The following is a 22574-nucleotide window of genomic DNA, read 5'->3' on the forward strand; positions in this document are numbered from 1 at the left end:
AGGGTCAGATATAGGTCCGCAGGAACTCGGCGAGCGCGACCATCGCGAGGCTCTGGCCGTAAGGCATCGAGGTGAGCGCGATGTCCTTGTAGAATTGCTGCGTGTCGCCCATCGCGGTGCCGAAGCTGACCTGCTTCAGTTCGCCGGCCTCGTCGATATTGGCGAGCACGCCCTGCACGGCCTTGATCCCGACCGCCTCGTAGTGGCGCGGCAGATAGCCCTTCCGGACGCCCTTCAGGATGCCATAGGCGAAGCCCGCGGTCGCCGACGCTTCGAGATAGCTGGTCGGGTCCATCACCAGCGTGTGCCACAGGCCGCTCTCGTCCTGCGTCTCGGTGAGCGTCTTCACCTGCGCTGCGAGCGTATCGATCAGGAAGGTGCGGAACGCATCGCCCACCGGCAGGTCGAGGATCTCGATGATCTCGGGAATCGCGATCGTCACCCAGCAATTGCCGCGCGCCCACAGCGCCTCCGCGAAATTGTGCCGCCCGTTGAAGTCCCAGCCGTGGAACCAAAGCCCGGTCTTCTTGTCGAACAGGTATTTGATATGGACGAGGAATTGCCGCTTGGCCTCCTCGACATAGTGCGGGCGGTTGAGCAGCAGGCCGATCTTGGCGAGCGGCAACACCGACATCATCAGCGTGTCGTCCCACATCTCACCCGGATTCTCGTCATTGTAGACGATATGCTGGAACCCGCCTTCCTCGGTCTTGGGCAGGCCGTCCGGCGCCATCAGCCATTCGGCCCAGGTGTCGAGATACGGGATGTAGCGCGGATCCGGCTCGCGCTCGTAGAGATAGGCGAGCGTGATGAACGGCGCGACGGTGTTGATGTTCTTGGTCGGCGTGCCTTCGGCGAAACGATCCTCGAACCACTGCTTGATGATCGCCAGCGCGCCTGCGTCGCCGGTCTGCTCGTAATAGCGCCACATCCCGAACAGGCCGACGCCGTGGGTCCATTCCCAGCCGGCCCAGCCCTTGGTGTCGATGACCCGGCCGTCTTCGAGCCGCAGCAAGAACTCGCCGGTCTCGTCCTTGATGTTGACGAGGTTGTCCATCAGCTTGGCGATCGCGGCGGTCACGTCCGCGCGCGGCACATTATGGGTGAGGGCAGCCACTTATAGTCTCCTGTTGGGACGCGCAGGGCTGAGCCCGTAGTCGCGCGCCATCGTCCGATAGAGGGTGAGAAATTCGGGGTCCGCGTCGTAGCGGCCGCCATGACCGTTCGACGGCGTCGTGCCGTTCGGTGGTGCCGGTGCGGTTGGTGTCGTCACGGCGCCGGGCGCTTCGGCGGCGTTGATCCCCTGCGAGAGGAGGTCGGGCTTGGGCCCTTCGCCGGCGGGCGTGCCGTTGTGCGCGAAGATGGCTTCCTGGTGCCGCGTCGGCTCCCAGATGAAGCTGCCCCAGCCGTGCGGCTGCGCTTGGACGAGGTCGTTCACGTAGCGTTTGCGCGACGAATATTCGAGCGCGAGAAAGCCGTGATCGGGATAGGCTTTGGCGAACTCGGTAAAGGTTCGCGCCCAGTCGCCCTGCGCCTGTTGCTGGTAGCAGGAGAAGCCGGTGGCATCGAATTTGACGCCGCGCTGAAGGAGATTGTCCATCCAGTAGCGGACGATCGGCCAATGCCGCCCGAGATGATTGTGCACCGCCACCCGCGCCTTAGGCGTCGCTTCGCGCGCGCCTGCAATCCCGGCTTTCAACAGCATCGCGAACCGGTCGTACCCGCCTGCGCCGGGCACGTTCATGTGCACCGCATCGGTCTGCGGATTGCCGGTCGGAATCGTCAGCGGCACGCGTCCGTCGGGCCAGAGCATGCCGAAGGTCGTCTCGTTACCGATAACGACCAGGTCGGGGGCGGCCCCCGCGCGCTTCATCGCCGACAGCGCGTCAACGGTATGGCGGTGGACTGCCTCGACCAGTTGGGGGAACGTGAGCGCAGCCCAGGCGGCGGGCTTGTCCTGATGCTGCGGATCGGCCCAGGTGTCGGAATAATGCAGCGTCAGCGACAGGTGGAAACCGGCGGCCTTGATCCGCTTGGCGAACGCGATCGTGCGCGGCAGGTCGCACCACGGCCCGCCCGGCTTGCCGCTCGAATACCCCTTCGCAGGATCGACGAAGAGCCGCAGCTTGATTGCGTTGAACCCGGCATCGCGGAGGATTGCGAGCGGGTCCTTGGTGACGCCGTTCTCGAAATACGTCGCGCCGGCGAACTCGTCCTCCGGGATCCACGAGACGTCCGCGCCGATTAGATAGGGCCATGGCCTCGCGCCGCTTGCGACCTTTGCGGCTGGTGCGATGCTGGCGAGGCAGGCCGCCCCAGCGCCCGCGCCAAATGTTCTGCGCGTGATCATTTGGCGGCGCCCAGCCGGTCGGGTGCCGCCACCATCCGCACCGGCACGCCGCCCTTGACGTTGCGCATCGTCACCAGGCGGACCTGCTCGATCGCATCGCCGGGCGCGCCGTCGGACGTGACTGCGAGCGCGACGGTGTTCGCCCCGTGGTGGTTGAGGATGCCCTCGGGGATCGGGAACACGCGCTGCGGTCCGACATGCGCGATAAATTGGCCCATGTTCCAGCCATTGACGAACAGCAGCGCACGGTAGCGGGCGACCGAGCGCGGCGTCGTCGTGTCGCCGAATGCGAGGGCGATCGTCGTGTCCTGGCCCTTCGGCACCGCGAGATCGAAGTGCGTACGATACCAGGTCGTGCCGGGCGTCGCCGTGGTGGCGGGGATCGTCGCTGCGGCCCAGGCCTTGTCGTCGAAGCCGGGCAGGTGCCAGCCGAACCGTTCGCCATATTGGCCGCCGTTGTTGGCGGGGCCGCGCGCCGGATCGGGGAGGTCCTCGCCGCCGAGCTTGCCCTGGATCTTCCACGCGATCGGTATGCCGAAGCTGCGCCCGCCCGGCGCCTCGATCGACACGGAGACCAGCCCGCGCGCTTCCTTGTGATAATCGTCGGAATCGAGGTCCCAATTATGCCCGTTGTTGCGCACCATGACGCTGACGACATGCTCGCCAGTGGCTTGTGCGGAGGCGGGCAGGTCGAACCGTGCAAGCCCGGTCGTGATCGGCCGCGGCAGGCCGCTGGGGAGTTCGTTCTGGCCAACGAACTGCCCGTCGATCCAGACCTGTACCATCCCGGAGCCGCCCGCGCCGTAGAACAGCGCGATCTGCTTCGCATCGGGCGTGCCGGTGAAGCGGCCGCGATACCAGACGTCGCCGTCGTGGAAGCCGTAGGAGTCCATCGTCAGGTTCGGCTGGCCGTCGGGTTTGGCGGTCGTCGTCGCGCTGCCGCGTCCGTCGATCGCCTGCCAGCTGCTGTCGTCGAAGCCGGGTGTGGCTTCGGGCGAACCCTGCGCCATCCGCCAGCCGGTCAGTGCTGGCAGCATGACGGGTGCAGGACCGGGCAATGCGGTCGTCGCGCTTCGGCTACCGATCGCGGTCGTCTTCGTCGCAACCGCCGTCCCGTTCCACCGCACCGACCGCAGCGCGGCAGGGGCCCAGATTTCGAGCGGCGTCGTGTCGGCAGTATCGCCGGTCAGCGCCAGCGTGCCGCCGGTCGCCTTGGTCGAGCGCAGCAACGCGGGCCCACGCACGAGCACCGCGTCGCTGCCCCGCCAATAGCGTACCGCCTCGGCCTCGTCGGCAAGGATCAGCGTGAGGGCAGGGCGCCCGCCGCCGGTAATTCGCACTACCGCGCGCCCGGCATGCGTATAGTCGAGCCGGAGATCTCCCTTCGCTGCGTCGAACGCGCTGGTGGCGGAGCCTTCGAGCAGTGTCACCGTCGGTGCGGACGCATAGCGCAACACCGTCTCGCCGGTCTCTCCAGCGCGACCGTACAGCAGCATCACGTCGCCGCGATCGATCGTCAGTGCGGTCTGCAATTCGGACGTGGAATATACCACCCGCTGCCCGCCGATGCTCAACCCCGCGACAAGCCATTTCGCATCGAACCCGTTCAGCCGCATCGGCTCCCCTTGCGGGAAGGTGTAGCGCCCGTCGGGCAGGTCGGCGGTGATCGTGAAGCGGTCGTCGGTCTGGCCGTTGGACGGCTTGTGCGTCACCATCAGGAAGCGCGCATCGTTCTCCGGGCTGCGGTTATGATACGCCTGCACGTTCGGCGACGACACCTGTACCGGCGCGGCGGGGACCATGCCCGCTAGATCCGGCACCGCGCCGATCAGCCCACCGAGCTGTTTCATCTCCTCCGCCTTGCTGCGCACCTCGCGCGCTTCGGAGATCGCCGCACCGTAATCGTAGCTCGTGAACACGACGGGGGCGGGGAGCCAGCCCCAGCTCGTGCCGCCATAGCCCATGTAGAAGCTCTGGATATCAATGCCGTTGGCGAGGTTGGTGCCGTAGAACACGCGCTGGAACCGCTTGCCGCGCTGGACGGCGTTGCATTCGTAGCCGCCGTTCGAGCCCCAGTAATCGAACCAGCCGCCACCGAATTCGGCGAGGAAAGCCGGCGTATCGGGCGAGGCGGATGCGCCACCCTTTGCACCGCCGGGACCGTAGAACCCCCAGTCGGGGGCCGCCACGCCGCGCGTCGGCTTGCCCGCGACGGTGCAGGTGCCGCCGGGATAGCCGTCGAACGCGTACATATCGTTCGGCCCCTTCACGACGTTCGCGACGGTCGAGCTTTCGGGCACCCAATATCCGTTGCGGCCCTGGTCGTTGTGGAACAGCGGCACGGTGATGCCGTCGGCGCGGGCCTTGGCGTAGAGATGGTCCATGTAGCGGCGCTGTGCGGGCGTGGTCAGCGCCAGTTCGTTCTCGATCTGATGCAGGATGACGGTGCCGCTATGGCCCTTGCCGTCGCCGTTGATCTGGTGCCGCGCGATGACCGCGTTGACGTGGGTGAGCCACTCGTCGACCGCGGCGAGATATGCCGGGTCGTCGGTCCTTGCGCGGGCCTTCTGGTTGACTAGCCAGCCCGGAAACCCGCCGCGCGACAGCTCCGCATTCACGTACGGTCCGGCGCGGGTGATGACATAAAGCCCTTCTTCCTGCGCCATCGCCAGCACGCGCTCAACGTCGCGGATGCCGGTGAAGTCGTACACGCCCTGTTTGGGGCTGTGATATCCCCAGTCGAAATAGAGCGCGACGGTGTTGAACCCGCTCGCCTTCATCTTCTGCAGAATATCACGCCACAGATCGGGGCTAGGCAGGCGGAACGGGTGGAATTCGCTCGACCAGATTACCTGACGCTTGCCGTCGATCATCAGCGACCGTGCGTCGTACGACACGCGGCCGAAGGTCTTGACCGGCGCGGCGAGGTTCTGCGTCGGGCGTGCGACCTGCGCCGTCGCGGTGACCGGTGTCAGCGCGGTGGCGAGCGCCAAGGCGATCAGGCGGGTGCGATCAATCATGGTGGAAGATCAGCGGGAGCGACCATTCCTTCGGGCGGTTGTTATCCTCAACCTCCATCAGCGGCGCCATGTGATCCCACCAGCGTTTCATCACCGGGTGATCGGGGAGGGCATCGCGCGTGTTCGGTTCGGCGAGCTTCAGGACGGCGAACAGCGCCAGCGTCGCCTCGTCGAGGAAGATCGAATAGTCATGGATGCCGCTCTCGGTCAGCAAGGCGGACAGTTCGGGCCAGATTTCGTCGTGGCGCTTGCGGTATTCGTCGACCACGCCGGGCTTCAGCTGCATCCTGAACGCATGGATCGACATCGCACCCTCCCAATCCACTATGTGGTATTGCTATGTACGATTTGGTAAAGGCGTTCGATGCTCAGGTCAAATGCTAACCGCGCCAGAGTTGGGTCCGTGTCACCGAAAGTCCGGTGGTGTTCTCGATCACGAAGGGCGGACGGGCGTCGGGTCTGGCGGCGGCTAGATCCAGTCGGTCGATCACGAGGCCCTTCGCGTGCCGGACCCACAAGCCCCAGGCGGGCAGGACGCCGAACATGCTCGGCTCCGGGTAGGCGCCGGCGAGGTCTTCGGGTCGTCGTGCCGCGTCCTCCGCAGTGCCGCCGCCGCGATAGGACAAATGGATGCGCGAAAGCGTGACGTCTTCGACCGGATGGCCGGGCAAGCCTGCAATCGTCGCAGCGAAGCGGTGATCGATCCCGGTGGCGTCGATGTCGCTCAACGTTACCCGGCGGATCTCACCGACGTCTGTTCCGGCAGGGCCGCGTCGCCTGTCGCCGATCCGCAAGAACAGCGGCGCAGTCGTCACGTCGCGCATCGTGATGCGGCGCACGACGACGTCCTCCATGACGCCGCCGTCCACCGTTTCCAGCGCAAGCCCGCGGCAGTGGGTGAAGCTGCAATCCTCGATCAGGATACGCCGGTATCCGCCGTTGCTTTCGGTCCCGAGCTTGATCCGCCCGGTGACGCGGTCACGGTCGGGCGCGAGTTGCTGCGTCATTCGCCGCGTGCCGTCGAGCATCGTCCCGAGGTCGTAGCCCGACACCGCGCAATGCCGCACCGTCACGTCCTCCGAAGCAACCGCGCGGCCGAGCGCGAAACTGCTCTTGACGACGATCGCGTCGTCGTTGGGCGTGTTGACGCGGCATCGCTCGACGATCGTGCGCTGGACGCAATCGAGGTCGATGCCGTCGCGATCGGTGTCGATCGTCAGGTCGTGGATGTGCAGGTCGCGCGTGCCCGTCGCGAGGATCGCGAAATGCCCGCATTTTAGCATTGAGAAACCGGACAGGCGGATATTGCGGCCGTTCCTGAACGCGATCGCCTTGTTGCCGAGACCGTTCATGCGCGCAGCATCGGGTTCGAGCCGCGCGATATCGGCCGCGCTCATCTGGCGCATCGATAGCGGCCGCTCGCCGATCTGCGCCTTCCAGCGTGCGCCGGGGCCGTCGCGGGTCAGCCCAAGCCCGTGGATCAGGCCGGGACCGGCGATCGCGACGTTCTCTACATCCTCGCCCCAGAACAGGCTGTTGCGCCAATGGCTGTGGCCGAAATCCTGGTACAGTTGCTCGCCGCGGTCTTCGGGCAGGTCGTAGTGCCCGGCATGGCGCGCCGGATCGGCCGCCTCGATCACCGTGCCCCTGGCAAGCTGGATCGTCACATGGCTTTTTAGCCGGATCGAGAAGCAGAGATAGCGGCCCGCGGGGATGGTCACGGTGCCCCCGCCGGCCTTGGCGGCGGCGGCAATCGCGGCGTTGATCGCAGTGCTGTCGATCGTCCGCCCATCGCCGCGCGCGCCGTGGTCGCGCGCGTTTATCGTCGTCGCGGCATGCGCGGGAAACGGGAGCAACGCCGCGCCTAGCCCCAGTCCGACGTCGCGGCGTGTCACGGACAAGGCCCCGGAGCCGCTTATTGCAGGTTGACGTACATGCCGCCGTCGACCAGCAACGAGGCTCCCGTGACGTACTCCGCGAGATCGGACGCCAGAAACACCGTCGGCCCGACCAGATCGTCGGGCTTGCCCAGCCGGCCCAGCGGAATGCGCTTCTCCATGTACGCGCGCTTGCCCTCATCGGCGAGATCGTCCTTGTTAATGTCGGTCAGGATCGTACCCGGGAACAGCGAGTTGCAGCGGATCCCGTGCTTGCCGAGCGCGATCGCGACCGACTGCATCAGCGAATGCAGGCCAGCCTTGGTCGGCGTGTAGTGCGTCTGATACTCGCCGCCGACCAGCGCCGAGATCGACGACATCGCGATGATCGACCCGCCGTCGCCCTGCTTCACCATCTGGTTCGCCGCCGCCTGGACCATGTAATACGCGCCGTGGAGGTTGACGCGCATGGTTCGCTCGAATGTCTCGACCGGCATGTCGAGGAATGCGTGGAACGGGCAGATCCCGGCGTTGTTGACGAACACGTCGACCCGACCCAGCGCAGCTGCGGCCTTGTCGATGAAGTCGCGCGCGGTATCCGGATCGGCGACGTCGCCCTGGATCGCCACGGCTTTCCGACCGAGTGCCTCGATCTCCGCAACCGCGCTCTCGGCACCGGCCACGTCGCGGGCGAAATTCAGCGCGACGTCCGCGCCGTGTCGCGCACAACCGATCGCCACCGCGCGGCCGATTCCTGCCGATGCGCCGGTCACCAGCACGGTCTTGCCTTCGAGCAACATTATTTTCTCCCAGTTAGTCGGTTGGCGGCTCGAACCCGAGTTCGCGACTGATCGCGCCCGCGGTGCCGCGAACCTCGTCGGTCAGCGTCGTCATGCGGTCGTCGCTCATATATTGCGCCGCGCTCGACACGCTGATCGCGCCGACGATCTTGCCCGCGGCGTCGCGGATCGGAGCGGCGACGCAGCGGATCTGGTCCTCGTTCTCCTCAAGATCGAACGCGCGGCCACAGGTCGCATAGCCTTGCATCCGCTCGCGCCACACTTTCGCATCAGCCTTGGGCGCACCCGCCGCCTGGTCCGCGTCGAAGCGCTCCTGCCAATATTTGGGCGAGGAATCGATCATCAGCGCCTTGCCGAGCCCGGTCGAACTCAGCGGCTGGCGATCGCCGACCCGGCTGGAGATCGTGATCCGGCGCCGACCCGGCACCTTGTCGAGATACAGCGCGAAGTCGCCGTCGAACACGCCGAGATGCACGGTGTCCTCGGTCGAGGCGGCCAGCTCCTCCAGATAGGGTCGTGCGACCTGCACCAGATCGGCCTGCGCCTGCGCAAGCGTGCCGAGCAGCAACAGCTTGGGTCCGAGCCGGTATCCGGAGCGCGGCGTGAACGCGAGATACCCGCGATCGACCAGCGCGCTCAGCAACCGGTGCGTCGTGCTCTTGGTCAGGTCGAGCTTCACCGCGAGTTCGCTCAGCGTCAGTACCTCGTGGCTGACCGCCTCGATCAGATCGAGCCCGCGCATGAGGGTCTGGCTGCCGGCACCGACGCCGTTTCCGGCCGACTCCGACTTGTCGATGTTCGTCGTGGAAGTGTTCATGCCCACTCCATAAGACGGGCTCCTACATGCTGGCAATCGGCGAATCTTGAGTCGATTCCGGTCGCGCTACACAATTGGAAAACCGAGAAAAAATGGCCGAACGTCTTGCGGCGGTCGGCCGAGGAGGGAGCACTCTAGAATTTCAGCTGAAGACCGGCGAAGAACCGCTGACCGGCGTAATAATATTCCACCGGCCGAGCCTTGTCGATGTAGCTCGCCGACGACTCCTTGTTGATGTTCTGGATCTCCATGAACAACTGGGTGTGCTGCTCGGGGAACCGGAACGTCACCTTGGCATCGAAATAGCCTTCGCCGCGACGATAGATCGGGCTGTTGTCGAAGTTGACGTCGGACACGACCGCCAGCCAGTTCGACCGGTAATTGTAGTTGACGCGGATGTTGAGCCAATCCTTGTCGTAGAAAATGCTCGCGTTCGCGGTCCATTTCGACAGGCCGGGATAGTCGTTGAGCGGTTGACCGGTGGCGACGTTGGTCAGGTTGGTCCGGATCGCGCGCGCATAGGTGAAGTTGCCGCTGGCGCCGAGACCATCGAACGGTGCGGGGAGGAACGTGAAGGCGGTCTGTACGCTCCCTTCGATCCCGTCCAGCAACGCGCCGAACCCGTTGACCGGCTGGCGCACCGTGAACAGCGAGCCGTCCTGGAAGAGATCAACATCGCCGCGCGTCACGTTCGAGATGACGAAGCTCTTCTCGTATTTCTTGAAATAGCCGATGCTGACCGCGGTGTCCTTGTTCGGGAACCAGCCGAGGTTCACTTCCCACTGATCGGCGCGATACGGCACGAGATCGGGATTGCCCGCGGTGCAGGCGTCCTGCAGCCCGGTGATGTCGGTCGAGTCATCGAGACAATTGACGTTGGGCACCAGATCGGTCGGCTTGGGACGGGCGAGATTGCGGGCCCAGTTGGCGCGGAAGGTCAGGTTCGGCGTGATTTCCAGCGCACCGTTGAACGCGGGAAGCCAGTCGGTGTAGCTGTTCTTCAACGACAGCGAGTTTGCCGCAAGCGTGACCGTTTCGATCACTGCGGGAATACCGGGCACGCCCGTGCCGGGACGGATCCGCGTCTGCCGGCTGATGTTTGTGCCGGTGCCCTTGTCGGTCGTCTTGATATAGCGAACGCCGGCATTGCCGCTGAACCGCATGCCGAGGACGTCCTGTTCGAAATTACCCTTCAGATATGCGGCGGCGACGGTTTCCTTGATGAAAACGGTCGGGATCTGCGACTGGCCATCGGCGTTGCGCACCAGATCCTGATCGAAGCCTGACAGGTCGTAAATCTGGCCCAGTCGGTCGAAGTCGATCGCCGGTACCGACAGTTGCGACGGCAGGCCGGCCGGCGCACCCTTGAGCCCGGTGAACAGGCCCGCACCCGGCAGGCCGCCGGTATTGGCCGCGATGAACTGTGCGTACTGGGCCTGCGTCATGTAATAGGTGTTCGCGGCGCGCACGGCCGGCGGCGTATCGGTGACGACGGTGGTGTACGAAACGTTGGCGCTCGTCTGATACACGGCAGGGACGGCCGCCGCGCCGGTTGACGGATTCGCCGAAACCGCTGGCGTCAGCAGGCGCGAGCCGCCGCCGTTGTAGTTTTCATACTCCTGCCAGCGGAACTGCCCGCCATATTCGATGCTCGTTAGGAACGGCAGGTTGGTGTTCCAGTCCGCGTCGAGCTTGAGCTGGTCTTCCTTGTTGTTGTTGTCGCTCGGGCGATACTGGACCGTCGGTCCGGCCTGTCGTCCGGGTGCGTTGATCGTGCCGGGGCGGACATAGGCGCCGGTCGAATTCGGGTCGAAGTTCTCGGGGAACACGAAGACCGGAATGCCGAGGTCGTTGCGACGGTCTATGGTAATCCCGCCGATACCGGTCGAATAGGCGAGCAGGTTGGTATCGTTGACGGTTCGGCCCGTCGAATGCGACGCGAGTGCCTTGATCTTGAGATCGTCGAACGTCCAGTCGAACCCGGTCAGGTAATACCGGGTGCGCTGGTCGTATTTGAAATCGCGACGCTGGACGCCGAGGATGTTGCTGGCACCGTTCCAGACCGGTGCAGCGGCTGTGCCGACATTGACCGAATTGAGCGCGGTCAGCGCGCTGGTGACGACGTGGTTCTCGCTGGTCGATGTGCCCGCGGTGATCTGCGGACGCGACGTGGCGCCATTCAGGCCGACCGGCAGCGCGGCGTCGTAATTGAAGCGCTCGAAACGGCCGAGATCGAGCGAGTAGTTGACGTCGTTGAACTGCTGCTTGCGGTTGGTGATGATCGCTTCGGCGTACGCGCGGAAGTTCGGCGCGAACTCATACTGGACCTGGAGATCGGCGGACAGGCGCTGGTCGTCGATCCGGCGCTGGCGCAGGCGCGGCACGGTGGGGACCCAGTCGAAGAACTGCGTCTCGCAGGCCAGCCGCCGCGTCGTCGCCGCTGCCGCATTCGCTCCGCCGACGCCTGCGCAACTGCCATAGGTATTGAAATTGGCATAAGCGGGGTTGGCGATGGTCTTCTCGTCAGAGCGGTCGAAATCCGCGATCCGCTTCCAGTTGGTGTTGCTGATATAGTCCTGGCGAAGCTGCTTCTTCTCGTAGTTGACGGTGCCCAGGATGCCGAGGCCGTCGAGCAGGAAATGGGGTGTCCCGAAGATGCCGGTGAGGCGGGGACGCCATTTCTGTGCGGTGTCGAGATGTTGCGCGGAGGCCACTGCGCTGAGAAGTGGCTTTGCCAGTTCGAGCGGGCGGCGCGTCTCGACGCTGACCGTGCCGCCGAGGCCGCCTTCGGTCAGGTCGGCGCTATAGCCCTTGTAGACGTCGATCGACTTGACGAGTTCGGTCGCGAGATCGCGTAGATCGCCCGAGCGGCTGCCATCGGCGCTGGCCTGGGTGACGCCGTTGATCTCGATGCGGTTAAGATCGGGTTCGACGCCGCGGATCGAGATCTTGGTGCCTTCGCCGAAGTCGCGGTCGAGCTGCACACCGGTGACGCGGGCCAGCGAGTCGCCGAGGTTCTTGTCGGGAAAGCTTGCGATGTCGTCGGCGACGATGGAGTCGACAACGGTACCGGCCTTGCGTTTGCGGGCGATCGCCGATTGCAGCGACGCGCGCGTGCCGACGACGAGGATGTCTTCCGAGGTCGCGCCGTCCGGCAGGGTCGCGTCGGGCGCGGGCTTCTGTGCGGCCTGCGCGGAGTCCGCTGCCGGTGCCGTAGGTGCGGGCGTCTGGGCAGTCGCCGCAGTTGCCAAGCCCAGCATGAGGGCCAGTGCAGATGTCGTGATCGCCAGATTGCGCACCGAACAATTGTGAAGTGTCATCATATTTCCCCCGAAAGACGTTCCGGGCGGCTACTGCTTGCGGTAGCCGGCCCGTCGTGAAGTCACGATGCTAGGCGGCTGGGCTAGGCGGCTGGGCGTGCCGACGAGGCCCGGGCGCGGCAGGCCTTGCGGCACCTTGCGCGATCGATTTCTGTGCTGGGTCCAGTCATCATCATCCCCTCGTCTCGGCGCGGTCGTTACCGTCGCCAATGCCGGTACCATGACCGGCGAAAAACCATATTGTGAAGCTCTGTCCCGTTTATTAGTTTGCCATTTCCTGAAGGGCAATCATAATAATTGGGATAAGTGCGATAATTGGCACGCCGCAATGGAGATGATGATGACGATAGGCAGCCGCGCGTTCCTGGCGCTCATGGTCGGTGTTGCGACGCCCGCGCTCGCGGCATCGCCGTCCCGCGCGGTCGAACGGCTCGATCGCGGTGTCGTCGCGACTCCCGCCAAGGACGGCGGCTGGCTCGTCAGTTGGCGACTGCTGCGGGACGATCCGTCCGCGACCCGCTTCGACGTCTATCGCGACGGCCGCAAGATCACGCCGCAACCCCTCGCCGACGCCACGTCGTTCGTCGATCGCGAGGGCAATGATCGCGGCCGCTATACCATTCGTGCCCTCGTCGGCGGGAAGGCAGCAGCACCGAGTGCGCCCGCGTTGATGGCGCCGCGCGGGTATTTGTCGATCCCGCTTGTACCCCCGCCCGGCGGGACGACGCCCGATGGCGAGGCGTTCACCTACACCGCCAATGATGCCAGCGTCGGCGATCTCGATGGCGATGGGCGTTACGAGCTGATCCTGAAATGGGATCCGACAAACAGTCATGACAACAGCCAGGCGGGCTATACCGGCAACGTCTTCGTCGACGCCTACACGCTTGAGGGCAAGCGGCTCTGGCGGATCGACCTTGGTCGTAACATCCGCGCTGGCGCGCATTACACGCAGTTCCAGGTCGCGGACTATGACGGGGACGGCCGCGCCGAAATCGCGATGAAGACCGCGGACGGTACCGTCGACGGCACCGGAGTCACGATCGGCGATGCGAAGGCCGACTGGCGCGGCCGCGACGGCGAAGTTTCGCAACCCGACAAGACCGGCGCGAAGGTGCTGGCGGACGGCACTAAGGTTGCGCCGCTTGTCGGCCGCATCCTGAAGGGCCCGGAATATCTGACCGTGTTCGATGGCCGCTCCGGCAAGGCGCTCGCCACCGCGGCCTATGATCCGCCACGCTATCCCGGCGGCAATCCGAGCTTCGAGCAGATGCGCGAGACCTGGGGCGACGGCTATGCCAACCGCTCCGACCGGTTCCTCGCAGGTACGGCCTATCTGGATGGACGGCATCCCAGCATGATCTTCGGCCGCGGCTATTATGCGCGCACCGCGATCGCCGCCTGGGATTATCGCGGCGGCAAGCTGACCAAGCGCTGGCTGTTCGACAGTGCCGAGGCGGGTAACGCCGACTATGCCGATCGCGGCAACCACCAGCTCAGCATCGCCGATGTCGACGGCGATGGCCGCGACGAGGTGATCTATGGCTCGATGGCGGTCGACGACGACGGCAAGGGATTGTGGACCGTGCCGCTGTTCCACGGCGATGCGATGCACGTCGCCGATCTCGACCCGCTGCGTCCGGGGCTTGAGAAATGGGGCGTGCACGAACAGGTGAAGACCAATGGCGAGATCGGCTCGGCACTGCTCGACGCGCGCACCGGCGGGGTCCTGTGGACCAAGCCTGCCGATACCGACACCGGCCGCGGGCTCGCCGCAGACATCGACCCGCGCCATGTCGGTGCCGAGCTGTGGGGCTCGAACAGCCGCGACCTGTTCGACGTGAAGGGCAACGCGATCGGTCCGGCGCCGCGCCAGACCAACTTCGCGCTCTATTGGGATGGCGACCTGCTTCAGGAGCTGCTCGACGGCACGACGATCAGCAAATGGAACTGGAAGACGGGCACCGCGACGCCGTTGCTGCATCCGAGCGACGTCGCATCGAACAACGGCACCAAATCCAACCCTGCGCTACAGGCGGACATTCTCGGCGACTGGCGCGAGGAGGTGGTGTGGCGCTCGGCGGACAACCGCGAACTGCGCATCTACGTGACGCCGTATCCAACCAGGCACCGCCTCGTCACGCTGATGCAGGACCCGGTCTACCGCGCGGGCGTCGCGTGGCAGAACACCGCCTATAATCAGCCGCCGCATCTCGGCTATTTTCCGGGCAGCCTCACGCCGTCGGACGACGCCGACTGAGGCTGCGGCCGTCAGGGCTGGGCCTTGGCCGTCTCCACCGCGTAGATCGCCGCCTTGCCCTCGATGTTCGCGCGGAAGATGAGCCATTTCCCGTCCGGCGAGAAGCGGGCGTTGGGCTCCAGCTTGTAGTCCTGCTTGCCCATGTCGACGAGTTTCTCTGCGGCGAAGGTTCCTGCTTCGATCAGGCTGTCGGCATTGTCGGCGCGGATCCCGGCGACGTCGGGCACCGGCTTGGGGCGGAAAAGGTACATCCATTTCCCGTCGGGGGCGTGCGCGACCATCTCGCTGTCGCCGCCGTCGCCCGAGAACAGTTTCTGGTCCGCCGAGACGTTATAGTGGACCGACCATTCGTTGCGGTCGAGGTGGTACCAGCGGCGCTTGGCGGTCGCGACGTCATAGCCGGCGAGCCAGAAATCCTCGCCGCGCGGCGTCTGCAGATCGTACCAGATCGTCTTGCCGTCGGGCGACCAGAATTCGTGGCCGGCGATTTCCATGTTCATCGTCCGAGTGTGGACCTTGGTCATCTGGCTGCCGTCGGTGCGGATGGTCCAGATTCGGTCGACGCGGTGCCACGGCCCCTCATGGCAATACATCAGCAGCGTCGGGTCGGTCGGCGAGAATTGCAGGTGGTTGAGCCAGTCGGTCGCCTTCACCACGCTGCGCTGCTGCCCGGTCGTCACGTCGACGGTGAAGATCTCCATGGGGATCTTGGCGTCGAGCCGCTGGTTCAGCCGGAACTCCTTGGCATCGGCATAGACCATCGGCCGGCCGTCGGGCCAGTTCGCCGCGTACGCCGTCTGTCCGGTTTTGATATCGACGCCCGCCGCGTTGGGCTGGAGCGGCATGTCGCGCGAGGCGACCTGCCCGGCGAGCAATGTCTCGTCGGCGTTGAGCGTATCGATCCGGCTGCCCTTCGGCACCACCGCGATCCTGCGGACCTTGGCGGTATCGATGTCGGCGGCATAGATCGTGATCGGCGCGTCGTCGCCACCCTTTGCCTGTTCGGAGAAATACGCGGTACGTGTCTTGTGCCCGGCGAACAGCAGGTGAGCGCCCGGCCGGTGCAGCAACGACCTGACCGCCCATGTCTTCGTATCCGCCACCGAGATACCGTCGGCAGTCTGGAATATCATCAGGTCGCCCTGCGGCGTGTAGGCATTATAGTTGAAATAGAGCGCGTAATTGCCGGGTGCGTCGGACAGCCGCAGGACCTTGTGGCCGGTCTTCGCATCGATCCATGAGGCCGGTTTTGCCGCCATCGAGGGCGCGGCGATGGCGAGCGCGATGCTCAGCCCGAATACACTGTTTCGCATCGTCAGATCCTTGTCGTCAGGCAGGCCAGCCATGGTCGCGCGACCAGGCCAGGAAAAGGTCCATCCACGGTATCGGCGTGCCGTCGCGGTGCGGGGCAGGCGGGCCGTGGCCGCCCTCTTCGAACACCATCAATTCGGTGGGGATCTTGGCGGCATGCAGAGCTTCGTACAGCAGGATGCTGTTCCGCGCCGGCACCGCAGAATCGTCCGCGTTCGCCATCACGAAGCTCGGCGGCATGTCGGCCGGGAGATCCAGCTGCGTCGAATAGCGGCGCTGCCAGGCTGGATCGGCGGCGTGCGGACCCAGCAATTCGCGACGCGATTGCACATGCACACCGTCGTCGAGCATAGTCACGACGGGAAAGAACAGCCCGGCGATCACGGGCTTTGCGGACAGGCGGTCGGCCGCGTCGATCGGCGTGTAGCTCGGCGTACCCGACCGGGACGCCAGCCGTGCTGCGAGATGCCCGCCAGCGGAAAAGCCTGTGACGGCAACGCGCGCCGGGTCGACCGTCCAGCGCGTGCCCGCACCCGCGCGGATCACGCGCATCGCCCGCTGCGCATCCTGCAACGGCGCATCGGGACCCGCCGCCCAGCCATCGTGCGGCAGGCGATAGAGCAGCTCGAACGCGGTGATGCCGCGCGCCGCGAAGTCGCGTGCGATGCCGCCGCCGGTCCGGCCGACCGCTACGCGTGCGTAACCGCCGCCGGGACAGATCAGCACCGCGGCGCCGTTGGGCTTGGCCGGTCGCACCACCGTCAGCATCGGCGTCGCGACATGCGGCCAGGCGATGTCGTCCGCCGCGCCGGTCGGCGAACGCTTGACCCACTGGTCGGCAACCGCCGGTGTCGGGGATCCGGGTGCCGCACCAGGCCAGAGCGCGAACCGCTCCACCGCCAGCGTCGTATTCTGTGCGAACGCGCGGAGGGGCAGTAGGCTCGTCAGTCCACTGGCGAGACCGCGGGCCAGGATCATACGTCGCGTGGTCATCTCAGTTTCCGTCCGGTCGGGTGGAATCATGCGCCACGCTCGGCGCAAGCCGGAACGCGGCAGGGTCGGGCGGATGGCCAGCGTCGAATGCTGTCAGGTTCGGCTTCAGATGCTCGGCGAGCGGCAGTTTCGCGGTAGCAATGCCCGCCGCGACCGCGCGCGCAAGCACCCACGCGCCGTAATTGTCGTGGTGTGTCGCGTCCTTGCCGCCATCGTTGAACGCGAGCGGCGCACGGGCCGGTCCGAGCGCTTCGTAGAAACGGATGCTCGCGGCATTCAGGTCGATCACTGGCACGCGCAATTCCGCGCCGACCGCCTTCACCGCCGCGGCATACTCCGCGAGAGTCGGGCGGATCTCGTCGCCCGCCCACATCCGCCGCTCTGGCGAGGTCGCGAGCACAGGCTCGACGCCCCGTCGACGAAACTCCGCGATCCACGCGCGGAGATAATCACGATAGGTCGTCTCGGCCGCGGCATAGGTCTGCGGCCACTGCGTTTTCTGGTCGTTGTGCCCGAACTGGATCAGCGCCCAATCGCCCGGCTTCGCGGACTCCAGCACCTTGGCGAAGCGCAATTCGGTCATGAAGGATTTCATCGTCTCGCCCGATTCCGCATGATTGGCGACGGCGATGTCCGGACGGAAGAACGTGGGGAGCATCTGCCCCCAGCTCGCGGCAGGCTCGGCCGGCTGGTCGGTGACGGTGGAATCGCCGAGCAGGAATATCGTCGGCACGCCCACCGGCTCGATCGTGATCGCGGTAACCCCGGGCTTCGTGCCGAGCATCTCCAGCGTCAGCCGGTCGTCCCAACTGAACGAACCGCGCTCGCGTGGCTTGAGCAGCACCCCGGTCCCACCCGGCGCATTCAGCGGCGGCGGGGTGAGTGCGGCGTTACGGACGTTGACGACGAAGTTCTGCGTGATCGATCGCCCTGCCGGCACGACGACCGCATCGAGCATCAACCGTCGCGACTCCGCCTTGATACTGGTGTCGGTACAGACCTTGGGCAGGCCGAGAGTCACCGTGACCCGATAATTACCTGGCGGGACCGCAATCGAGAACAGCGCGGGGTTACCGCCCTCGAAACCGAAGCCGTTCGCATAAACGCGCCCGGCCGCCACCGACACGGCGTCTTTCGGAGCCGAGCCACCACCGAACACGAACCTCCGTACCTGCGCTTCGGCCGCCGTACTCATCAAAGCAAATCCCAGAGCCAGCGCACCGATCAGCCGCACGATGGGCCACCCGCCGGCGTCGCACGCGTCAGGGCGGGAGTGCCAGGCGTCACGTACCGCGCGATCGGCAGCTTCAGACGGTGGAGCCCGGTCGCCACCAGATCGGCAACCCGCCGCGCGCCGATCTCGCTGAAATGCGTGTCGTCGGCAACGCCGGTGGGATAGCCGGGCGCTCCTGCCGCCCCGGTGTAATGCAAATAATAGCCCTTCGCCGCGTCGGCCCCGGCCGCCTGCACCCACGCCTGTGACGTCTTGCCGAGATCGATCAGCGGCGTCCGCGTCTCGTGCGCAACCTGTCGCGCCGCATCGGCATAGGTCGGAAAGCTCGGTTGCTCGACCCCGTCCTTGAAGTCGCGGCGCGCGACCGGGGTCAGGATCACCGCCTTCGCACCCGCATGGCTGGCGACATCGAGAAAGCGGCGGAGGTTCGTGCGATACTGCTCGATAGTCGTGAAGCGTTCGGGCTTGTCGACACTCGCATCGTTGTGACCGAACTGGATCAGCAGCGTGTCGCCTTTCCGCAGGTCCGCGGCGATCTTGTCGAGCCGCCCCTCGCGGATAAAGCTGTTGGTGCTGCGCCCGCCGATCGCGCGGTTCTCGATGCTGACGTTTGGCGCCACCGCACACCGCAGCATCGTGCCCCAACCCGACTGCGGATAGCGATCCGCCTTGTAGTCCTGTGCGGTCGAGTCGCTGGCGATGAAGATCCGCATCGGGGCAGGGGCGGCTCCGCCCAATGCAGGCGCAACCAGAGCGATGGCTATCAACAGGCCGTTCTTCACCCACACTCTCCCGCGTCTTCTTTCTCGCATGATGCGACGCCGTTCCGCAAAGAGCAACCGGCATCTCGATAAAATAACCATAATGTGGAATGCCTAACTAATATTCGGCACGAACTTGGCGGCGGCGATTTCGCGGCCTATGCAATGGCGGAGCGCGATGACAGCGCACGGGGAGGGCAGCATGCGCTTGAATGCACGGCTTCACATCGCAGCGGGTATCCTCGCCAGCGTGCCGTCGATGTCGATCGCCCGCCAGCCGCTCGCCGATTGGGTCGTCGAGGCCGAGGACCCCGCGGCGCGAGTCACCGAACGCGGCGGGATCATCGATATCGATACCGCGAAGGGCCTGACGCTCTGGTGGCGCAAGCCGGTCGCGGGGCCGGTCGTCATTCGGTTTCAGGCGATGGCGGTATCGCAGGGCGGCGTGAACGACAATGTCAGCGACCTCAACGCGTTCTGGATGGCCAGTGAAGACGACGGGAGTTCCGTTCTCGTCCACCACCGCAGCGGCGCCTTCGCGGACTATGACAGCCTGCGCACCTATTATGTCGGTGTCGGCGGCAACCGGAACACGACGACCCGCTTCCGCCGCTATGTCGGACGCGCCGGCGATCGCCCTCTGCTGCCTCAGCACGACAGGCGCGACACCGCCGACATGCTTCAGCCCAATCGCTGGACGACGATCCGGCTGATCGCGGACGGGCGGACGGTGGCAGTCGAGCGCGACGGGCGGCGGGTGTTCACGCTCGACGATCCCGAACCCTATGCCTCCGGCCTGTTCGGGTTGCGGACCACGTGGAGCCACCTGCGCATCCGACGCCTGTCGATTACGCGCCGCTGATGGAGACGATCATGACCTTAATGAACCCTACGCGGCGCGATACGCTGAAGGTCGCACTGCTTGGCGGTGCGACCGCGTTACTGCCGGTCCGGCTCGATGCCGCGCCTGCGCCTGCGTTCCAGTCTGTCCCGATCCGCTGGATCGACGGGGCAGCGCCGACGATGCACATGGGGCAGACGTTCGGCGTCGCCTGGCCGCGCGGCGTGCTGAAGCGCAACACCACGCTCGCGGTCCGCACCGGCGATGGCGCCAACGTGGCCGCGCAGACCTGGACCACCGCGACCTGGCCGGACGGTTCGATCAAGTGGACCGCCCACGCGATTCCCGCCGATGTCGCGCCCGCTGGCCTGATCGTCACGCGCGGTCGGGCGACAGCTCCGTCGCGCGCGGTGAAGGTCACCGAGACGACCGATGCGGTCGTCATCGACGTCGGCGACCTGCGCTGGGAGATCGGTCGCAACGGGCCCGCATTGGTCCGTTCGGCAAGCCAGTCCGGGCGGCCCGTGCTCGGCGCCGTTTCTCTCGTTGGTTCGGTAAAGTCCGACCCGCTCCACGGCGAACCCGTGTCGTTCGCCGGCGAGATCGAAAAGGTCATCATTGAGCAACGCGGCCCCGTCCGGGCTGTCGTCAAGATCGAGGGGCGGCACGCGATGGCCGATCGTCGCTGGCTCCCCTTTACGGTGCGGCTCTATGCCTATGCCGGATCGGCGGCGTTGCGGATCGTCCACAGCTTCGTGTTCGACGGCAATGCGGGCCATGACTTTCTGGCGAGCCTGGGCGTACAGGCGTCGGTCCCGATGCGCGGCGCGCTTCACGATCGCCATGTCCGCATAGCCACCGATGGGCAGATGTTCGCCGAGGGTATCCGCCCGCTCACCGGTCTGCGTCGCGACCCCGGCCGAACGTTCCGCGAGGCGCAGGTCGCCGGACACGCAACCCCGCCGCTGGCAACGATGGCGCCAGCCGTGCGCGATACGCTCGAGCGGATTCCACCCTGGGGTGACTTCCGGCTTGAACAGCCCAACGCCAATGGCTGGCAACTGACTAAGCGGACCGCGCCCGGCCAGGGCTGGATCGACGCGGACGAAGGTCGCCGCGCGCCTGGGCTCGCCTATGTTGGCGGTCCGGATGGCGGCGTCGCGCTCGGCCAGCGCTATTTCTGGCAGCGTCATCCGACCGCGCTCCACATCGACGGTGCGGATGGCAATGCGGCGCGACTGACCGCCTGGCTATGGTCGCGCGAGGCGCCAGCGATGGACCTGCGTCCCTATCACGGCACAATGGGGATGAAGGAATTTGCCGCGCAAAACGAGGGGCTGTCCGTCACCTATGAGGATTACGAGCCCGGCTGGGACGACGCATCCGGCATCGCGCGGACCAGTGAACTGACGCTCTGGGCCTTGCCCGCGACGCCGGACACCGTGACGCTCGCACAGATGGCGAAGGCCCAAGCGACACCGCCGCAATTGATGGCGAGCCCCGAACACCTCCACGCCGCGCACGTTTTCGGCGACTGGGGCCTGCCCGATCGCTCGACGCCGAACCGCACCGCGATCGAGAATCAGCTCGACAATCTGATCGACTTCTACGCTGGCGAGGTGGACCGCCGGTCCTGGTACGGGTTCTGGAACCACGGCGACATCATGCACACCTACGACAGCGACCGGCATCGCTGGCGCTACGATATCGGAGGGTTCGCATGGGACAACAGCGAACTCTCGCCCGACCTCTGGCTCTGGTATTCGGTCCTGCGCACCGGCAACGCGCAGGCGTTTCGCTTTGCCGAGGCGATGACTCGTCACACTGGCGAGGTCGACGTGTATCACGGCGGTCGCTTCGCCGGCATGGGCACGCGCCACGGCGTCCAGCATTGGAGCGACAGCTCGAAACAGCCGCGCGTCAGCAACGCCAGCTATCGCCGCATCTTCTATTACCTGACCGCGGACGAGCGCGTCGGCGACCTGATGCGCGACCTGCTGACCTCGGACCAGACGCTCCAGAAGGTCGAGATCGGGCGTAAGGTACCGGGCGCGAAGAAGCCGACCCTGCCGGCGGGCACGATCGAGATGACGTTCGGCACGACCTGGTGCCCGCTTGCCGCGGCGTGGCTGACCGAATGGGAGCGGACCGGCGACATGCGCTGGCGCGACCGGATCGTCGCGGGGCTCGACAGCATCGGGCGCCTGCCGCACGGCTGGATGACCGGTAGCGCGCCGTTCGATCTCGCCTCGGGACGGTTCATCGACCAGAACCGCGGTATCCGGCTCTCGCATCTGAACGCGGTGTTCGGCGCCGTCGAAGTGAGTTCCGAACTGATCCGCCTGCTCGATGTGCCACGCTATCGCACCGCCTGGCTCGATTATTGCCGATGGTACAACGCGCCCCAGGCCGAATATCTGGCAAAGTTCGGTACACCGTTCGGCCCGCGCAACCTCCGTGAGGCCCATTCGCGGCTCACCGCGTACGTCGCGCACGAAACGCAGGATGCGACGCTCGCGGCACGGGCGGCGGGAGAGTTCCTGTCCGGTGATGCAGGGCTTGGCACATGGCCGACCGATCCGCGACATACCGAGGGGCACGTCACCGAATGGCCCGGCGTTTCGACCAACGCGTCCGCGCAATGGGGTCTCGCCGCGATCCAGTGCATGGCGCTGATCCCCGAGGCGCTCGACCGCGCGACCATCCAATCGCCGGAGACATTGGGCAAACGCCGTCTTGGCGACGCCGGTCGCGATTGATTTGAAATCCCGTATTGTGGTCACTTGCGCCAAAATATGCGGAGCGGTATCGGTTCTATCAACTGAGGTGTCGCTTCCGGCATCCATCTCTCGGCCATCGGAGTCCCGCATGTACGACCGCACGTATTACGCCACCCATCCCGACATGATGGAGTGCGTTTCCAACGACGAACTGCGCGACCGGTATCTGATTCAGGACCTGTTCCGCGACGGCGAGTGCGTGCTCAACTA

15 protein-coding genes and 1 pseudogene are annotated in these 22574 nt (G+C 65.7%); 4 read left to right on the top strand and 12 right to left on the bottom strand.

Features of this window, described 5'->3' with window-relative positions:
* Positions 1-4 precede the first annotated feature (4 nt).
* The 8 genes from bglB to C8J25_RS11535 form a co-directional block, all read right to left on the bottom strand.
* Positions 5-1117 (bottom strand): beta-galactosidase BglB, encoded by a 1113-nt coding sequence (bglB, locus tag C8J25_RS11500; protein WP_107954536.1) that lies wholly within the window; start codon positions 1115-1117, stop codon positions 5-7.
* Entirely contained in the window at positions 1118-2350 is a 1233-nt protein-coding gene (locus C8J25_RS11505) for a glycosyl hydrolase 53 family protein (protein ID WP_107954537.1), read from the bottom strand. It lies immediately after the preceding gene.
* Positions 2347-5370 carry a glycoside hydrolase family 35 protein gene (locus C8J25_RS11510; RefSeq protein ID WP_107954538.1) on the bottom strand — a complete coding sequence of 1008 codons (3024 nt, stop codon included), beginning with the start codon at positions 5368-5370 and terminating at the stop codon, positions 2347-2349. Before C8J25_RS11510 ends, C8J25_RS11505 begins: the two co-directional genes overlap by 4 nt.
* The gene (locus C8J25_RS11515) at positions 5363-5677 is read right to left on the bottom strand and encodes an L-rhamnose mutarotase (protein WP_056065402.1); all 315 of its coding nucleotides are present in this window, start codon (positions 5675-5677) and stop codon (positions 5363-5365) included. The genes C8J25_RS11510 and C8J25_RS11515 overlap by 8 nt, the downstream gene beginning before the upstream one ends.
* Before the next feature lie 73 nt (positions 5678-5750).
* Positions 5751-7265, bottom strand: coding sequence for a rhamnogalacturonidase (locus C8J25_RS11520; protein ID WP_107954539.1), 1515 nt, complete (start codon positions 7263-7265; stop codon positions 5751-5753).
* A 20-nt stretch (positions 7266-7285) separates the two neighbouring features.
* A complete protein-coding gene (lra1, locus tag C8J25_RS11525) occupies positions 7286-8050 on the bottom strand; it encodes an L-rhamnose 1-dehydrogenase Lra1 (protein ID WP_107954540.1) in 765 nt (254 codons plus the stop codon).
* Positions 8051-8060: 10 nt separating this feature from the next.
* Positions 8061-8864 carry an IclR family transcriptional regulator gene (locus C8J25_RS11530; protein WP_107954541.1) on the bottom strand — a complete coding sequence of 268 codons (804 nt, stop codon included), beginning with the start codon at positions 8862-8864 and terminating at the stop codon, positions 8061-8063.
* Positions 8865-8998: 134 nt separating this feature from the next.
* Positions 8999-12187, bottom strand: coding sequence for a TonB-dependent receptor (locus C8J25_RS11535; protein WP_244187023.1), 3189 nt, complete (start codon positions 12185-12187; stop codon positions 8999-9001).
* Between the two features lie 337 nt (positions 12188-12524).
* On the opposite strand from C8J25_RS11535, the gene C8J25_RS11540 reads away from it, so the two are divergent.
* Complete coding sequence (locus C8J25_RS11540; protein WP_244187025.1) at positions 12525-14444, top strand: rhamnogalacturonan lyase; 1920 nt, start codon at positions 12525-12527, stop codon at positions 14442-14444.
* A gap of 11 nt (positions 14445-14455) precedes the next feature.
* Here the strand turns inward: C8J25_RS11540 and C8J25_RS11545 are convergent, their stop codons facing one another.
* Genes C8J25_RS11545 through C8J25_RS11560 form a run of 4 tightly spaced genes read right to left on the bottom strand, consistent with a single transcriptional unit; the run spans position 14456 to position 18764 of the window.
* Entirely contained in the window at positions 14456-15757 is a 1302-nt protein-coding gene (locus C8J25_RS11545; protein WP_107954586.1) for an oligogalacturonate lyase family protein, read from the bottom strand.
* A gap of 16 nt (positions 15758-15773) precedes the next feature.
* On the bottom strand, positions 15774-16748 hold the full coding sequence (locus C8J25_RS11550) for an alpha/beta hydrolase (RefSeq protein WP_107954542.1): 975 nt from the start codon (positions 16746-16748) through the stop codon (positions 15774-15776).
* A 1-nt stretch (position 16749) separates the two neighbouring features.
* On the bottom strand, positions 16750-17943 hold the full coding sequence (locus tag C8J25_RS11555) for a rhamnogalacturonan acetylesterase (protein WP_107954543.1): 1194 nt from the start codon (positions 17941-17943) through the stop codon (positions 16750-16752).
* A gap of 29 nt (positions 17944-17972) precedes the next feature.
* A complete protein-coding gene (locus C8J25_RS11560; RefSeq protein ID WP_244187026.1) occupies positions 17973-18764 on the bottom strand; it encodes a rhamnogalacturonan acetylesterase in 792 nt (263 codons plus the stop codon).
* A 181-nt stretch (positions 18765-18945) separates the two neighbouring features.
* Here C8J25_RS11560 and C8J25_RS11565 point away from each other — a divergent pair, with 181 nt between their 5' ends.
* From C8J25_RS11565 to C8J25_RS21115, 3 genes and pseudogenes are all read left to right on the top strand, one after another.
* Positions 18946-19605 carry a DUF6250 domain-containing protein gene (locus C8J25_RS11565; RefSeq protein WP_107954587.1) on the top strand — a complete coding sequence of 220 codons (660 nt, stop codon included), beginning with the start codon at positions 18946-18948 and terminating at the stop codon, positions 19603-19605.
* Positions 19606-19616: 11 nt separating this feature from the next.
* On the top strand, positions 19617-22343 hold the full coding sequence (locus C8J25_RS11570; RefSeq protein WP_107954588.1) for an exo-rhamnogalacturonan lyase family protein: 2727 nt from the start codon (positions 19617-19619) through the stop codon (positions 22341-22343).
* A 109-nt stretch (positions 22344-22452) separates the two neighbouring features.
* A pseudogene (locus C8J25_RS21115) lies at positions 22453-22574 on the top strand (5-dehydro-4-deoxy-D-glucuronate isomerase); the annotation flags it as partial.

This window comes from Sphingomonas faeni, assembly GCF_003053745.1.
GTDB classification, from domain to species: Bacteria; Pseudomonadota; Alphaproteobacteria; order Sphingomonadales; family Sphingomonadaceae; genus Sphingomonas; species Sphingomonas faeni.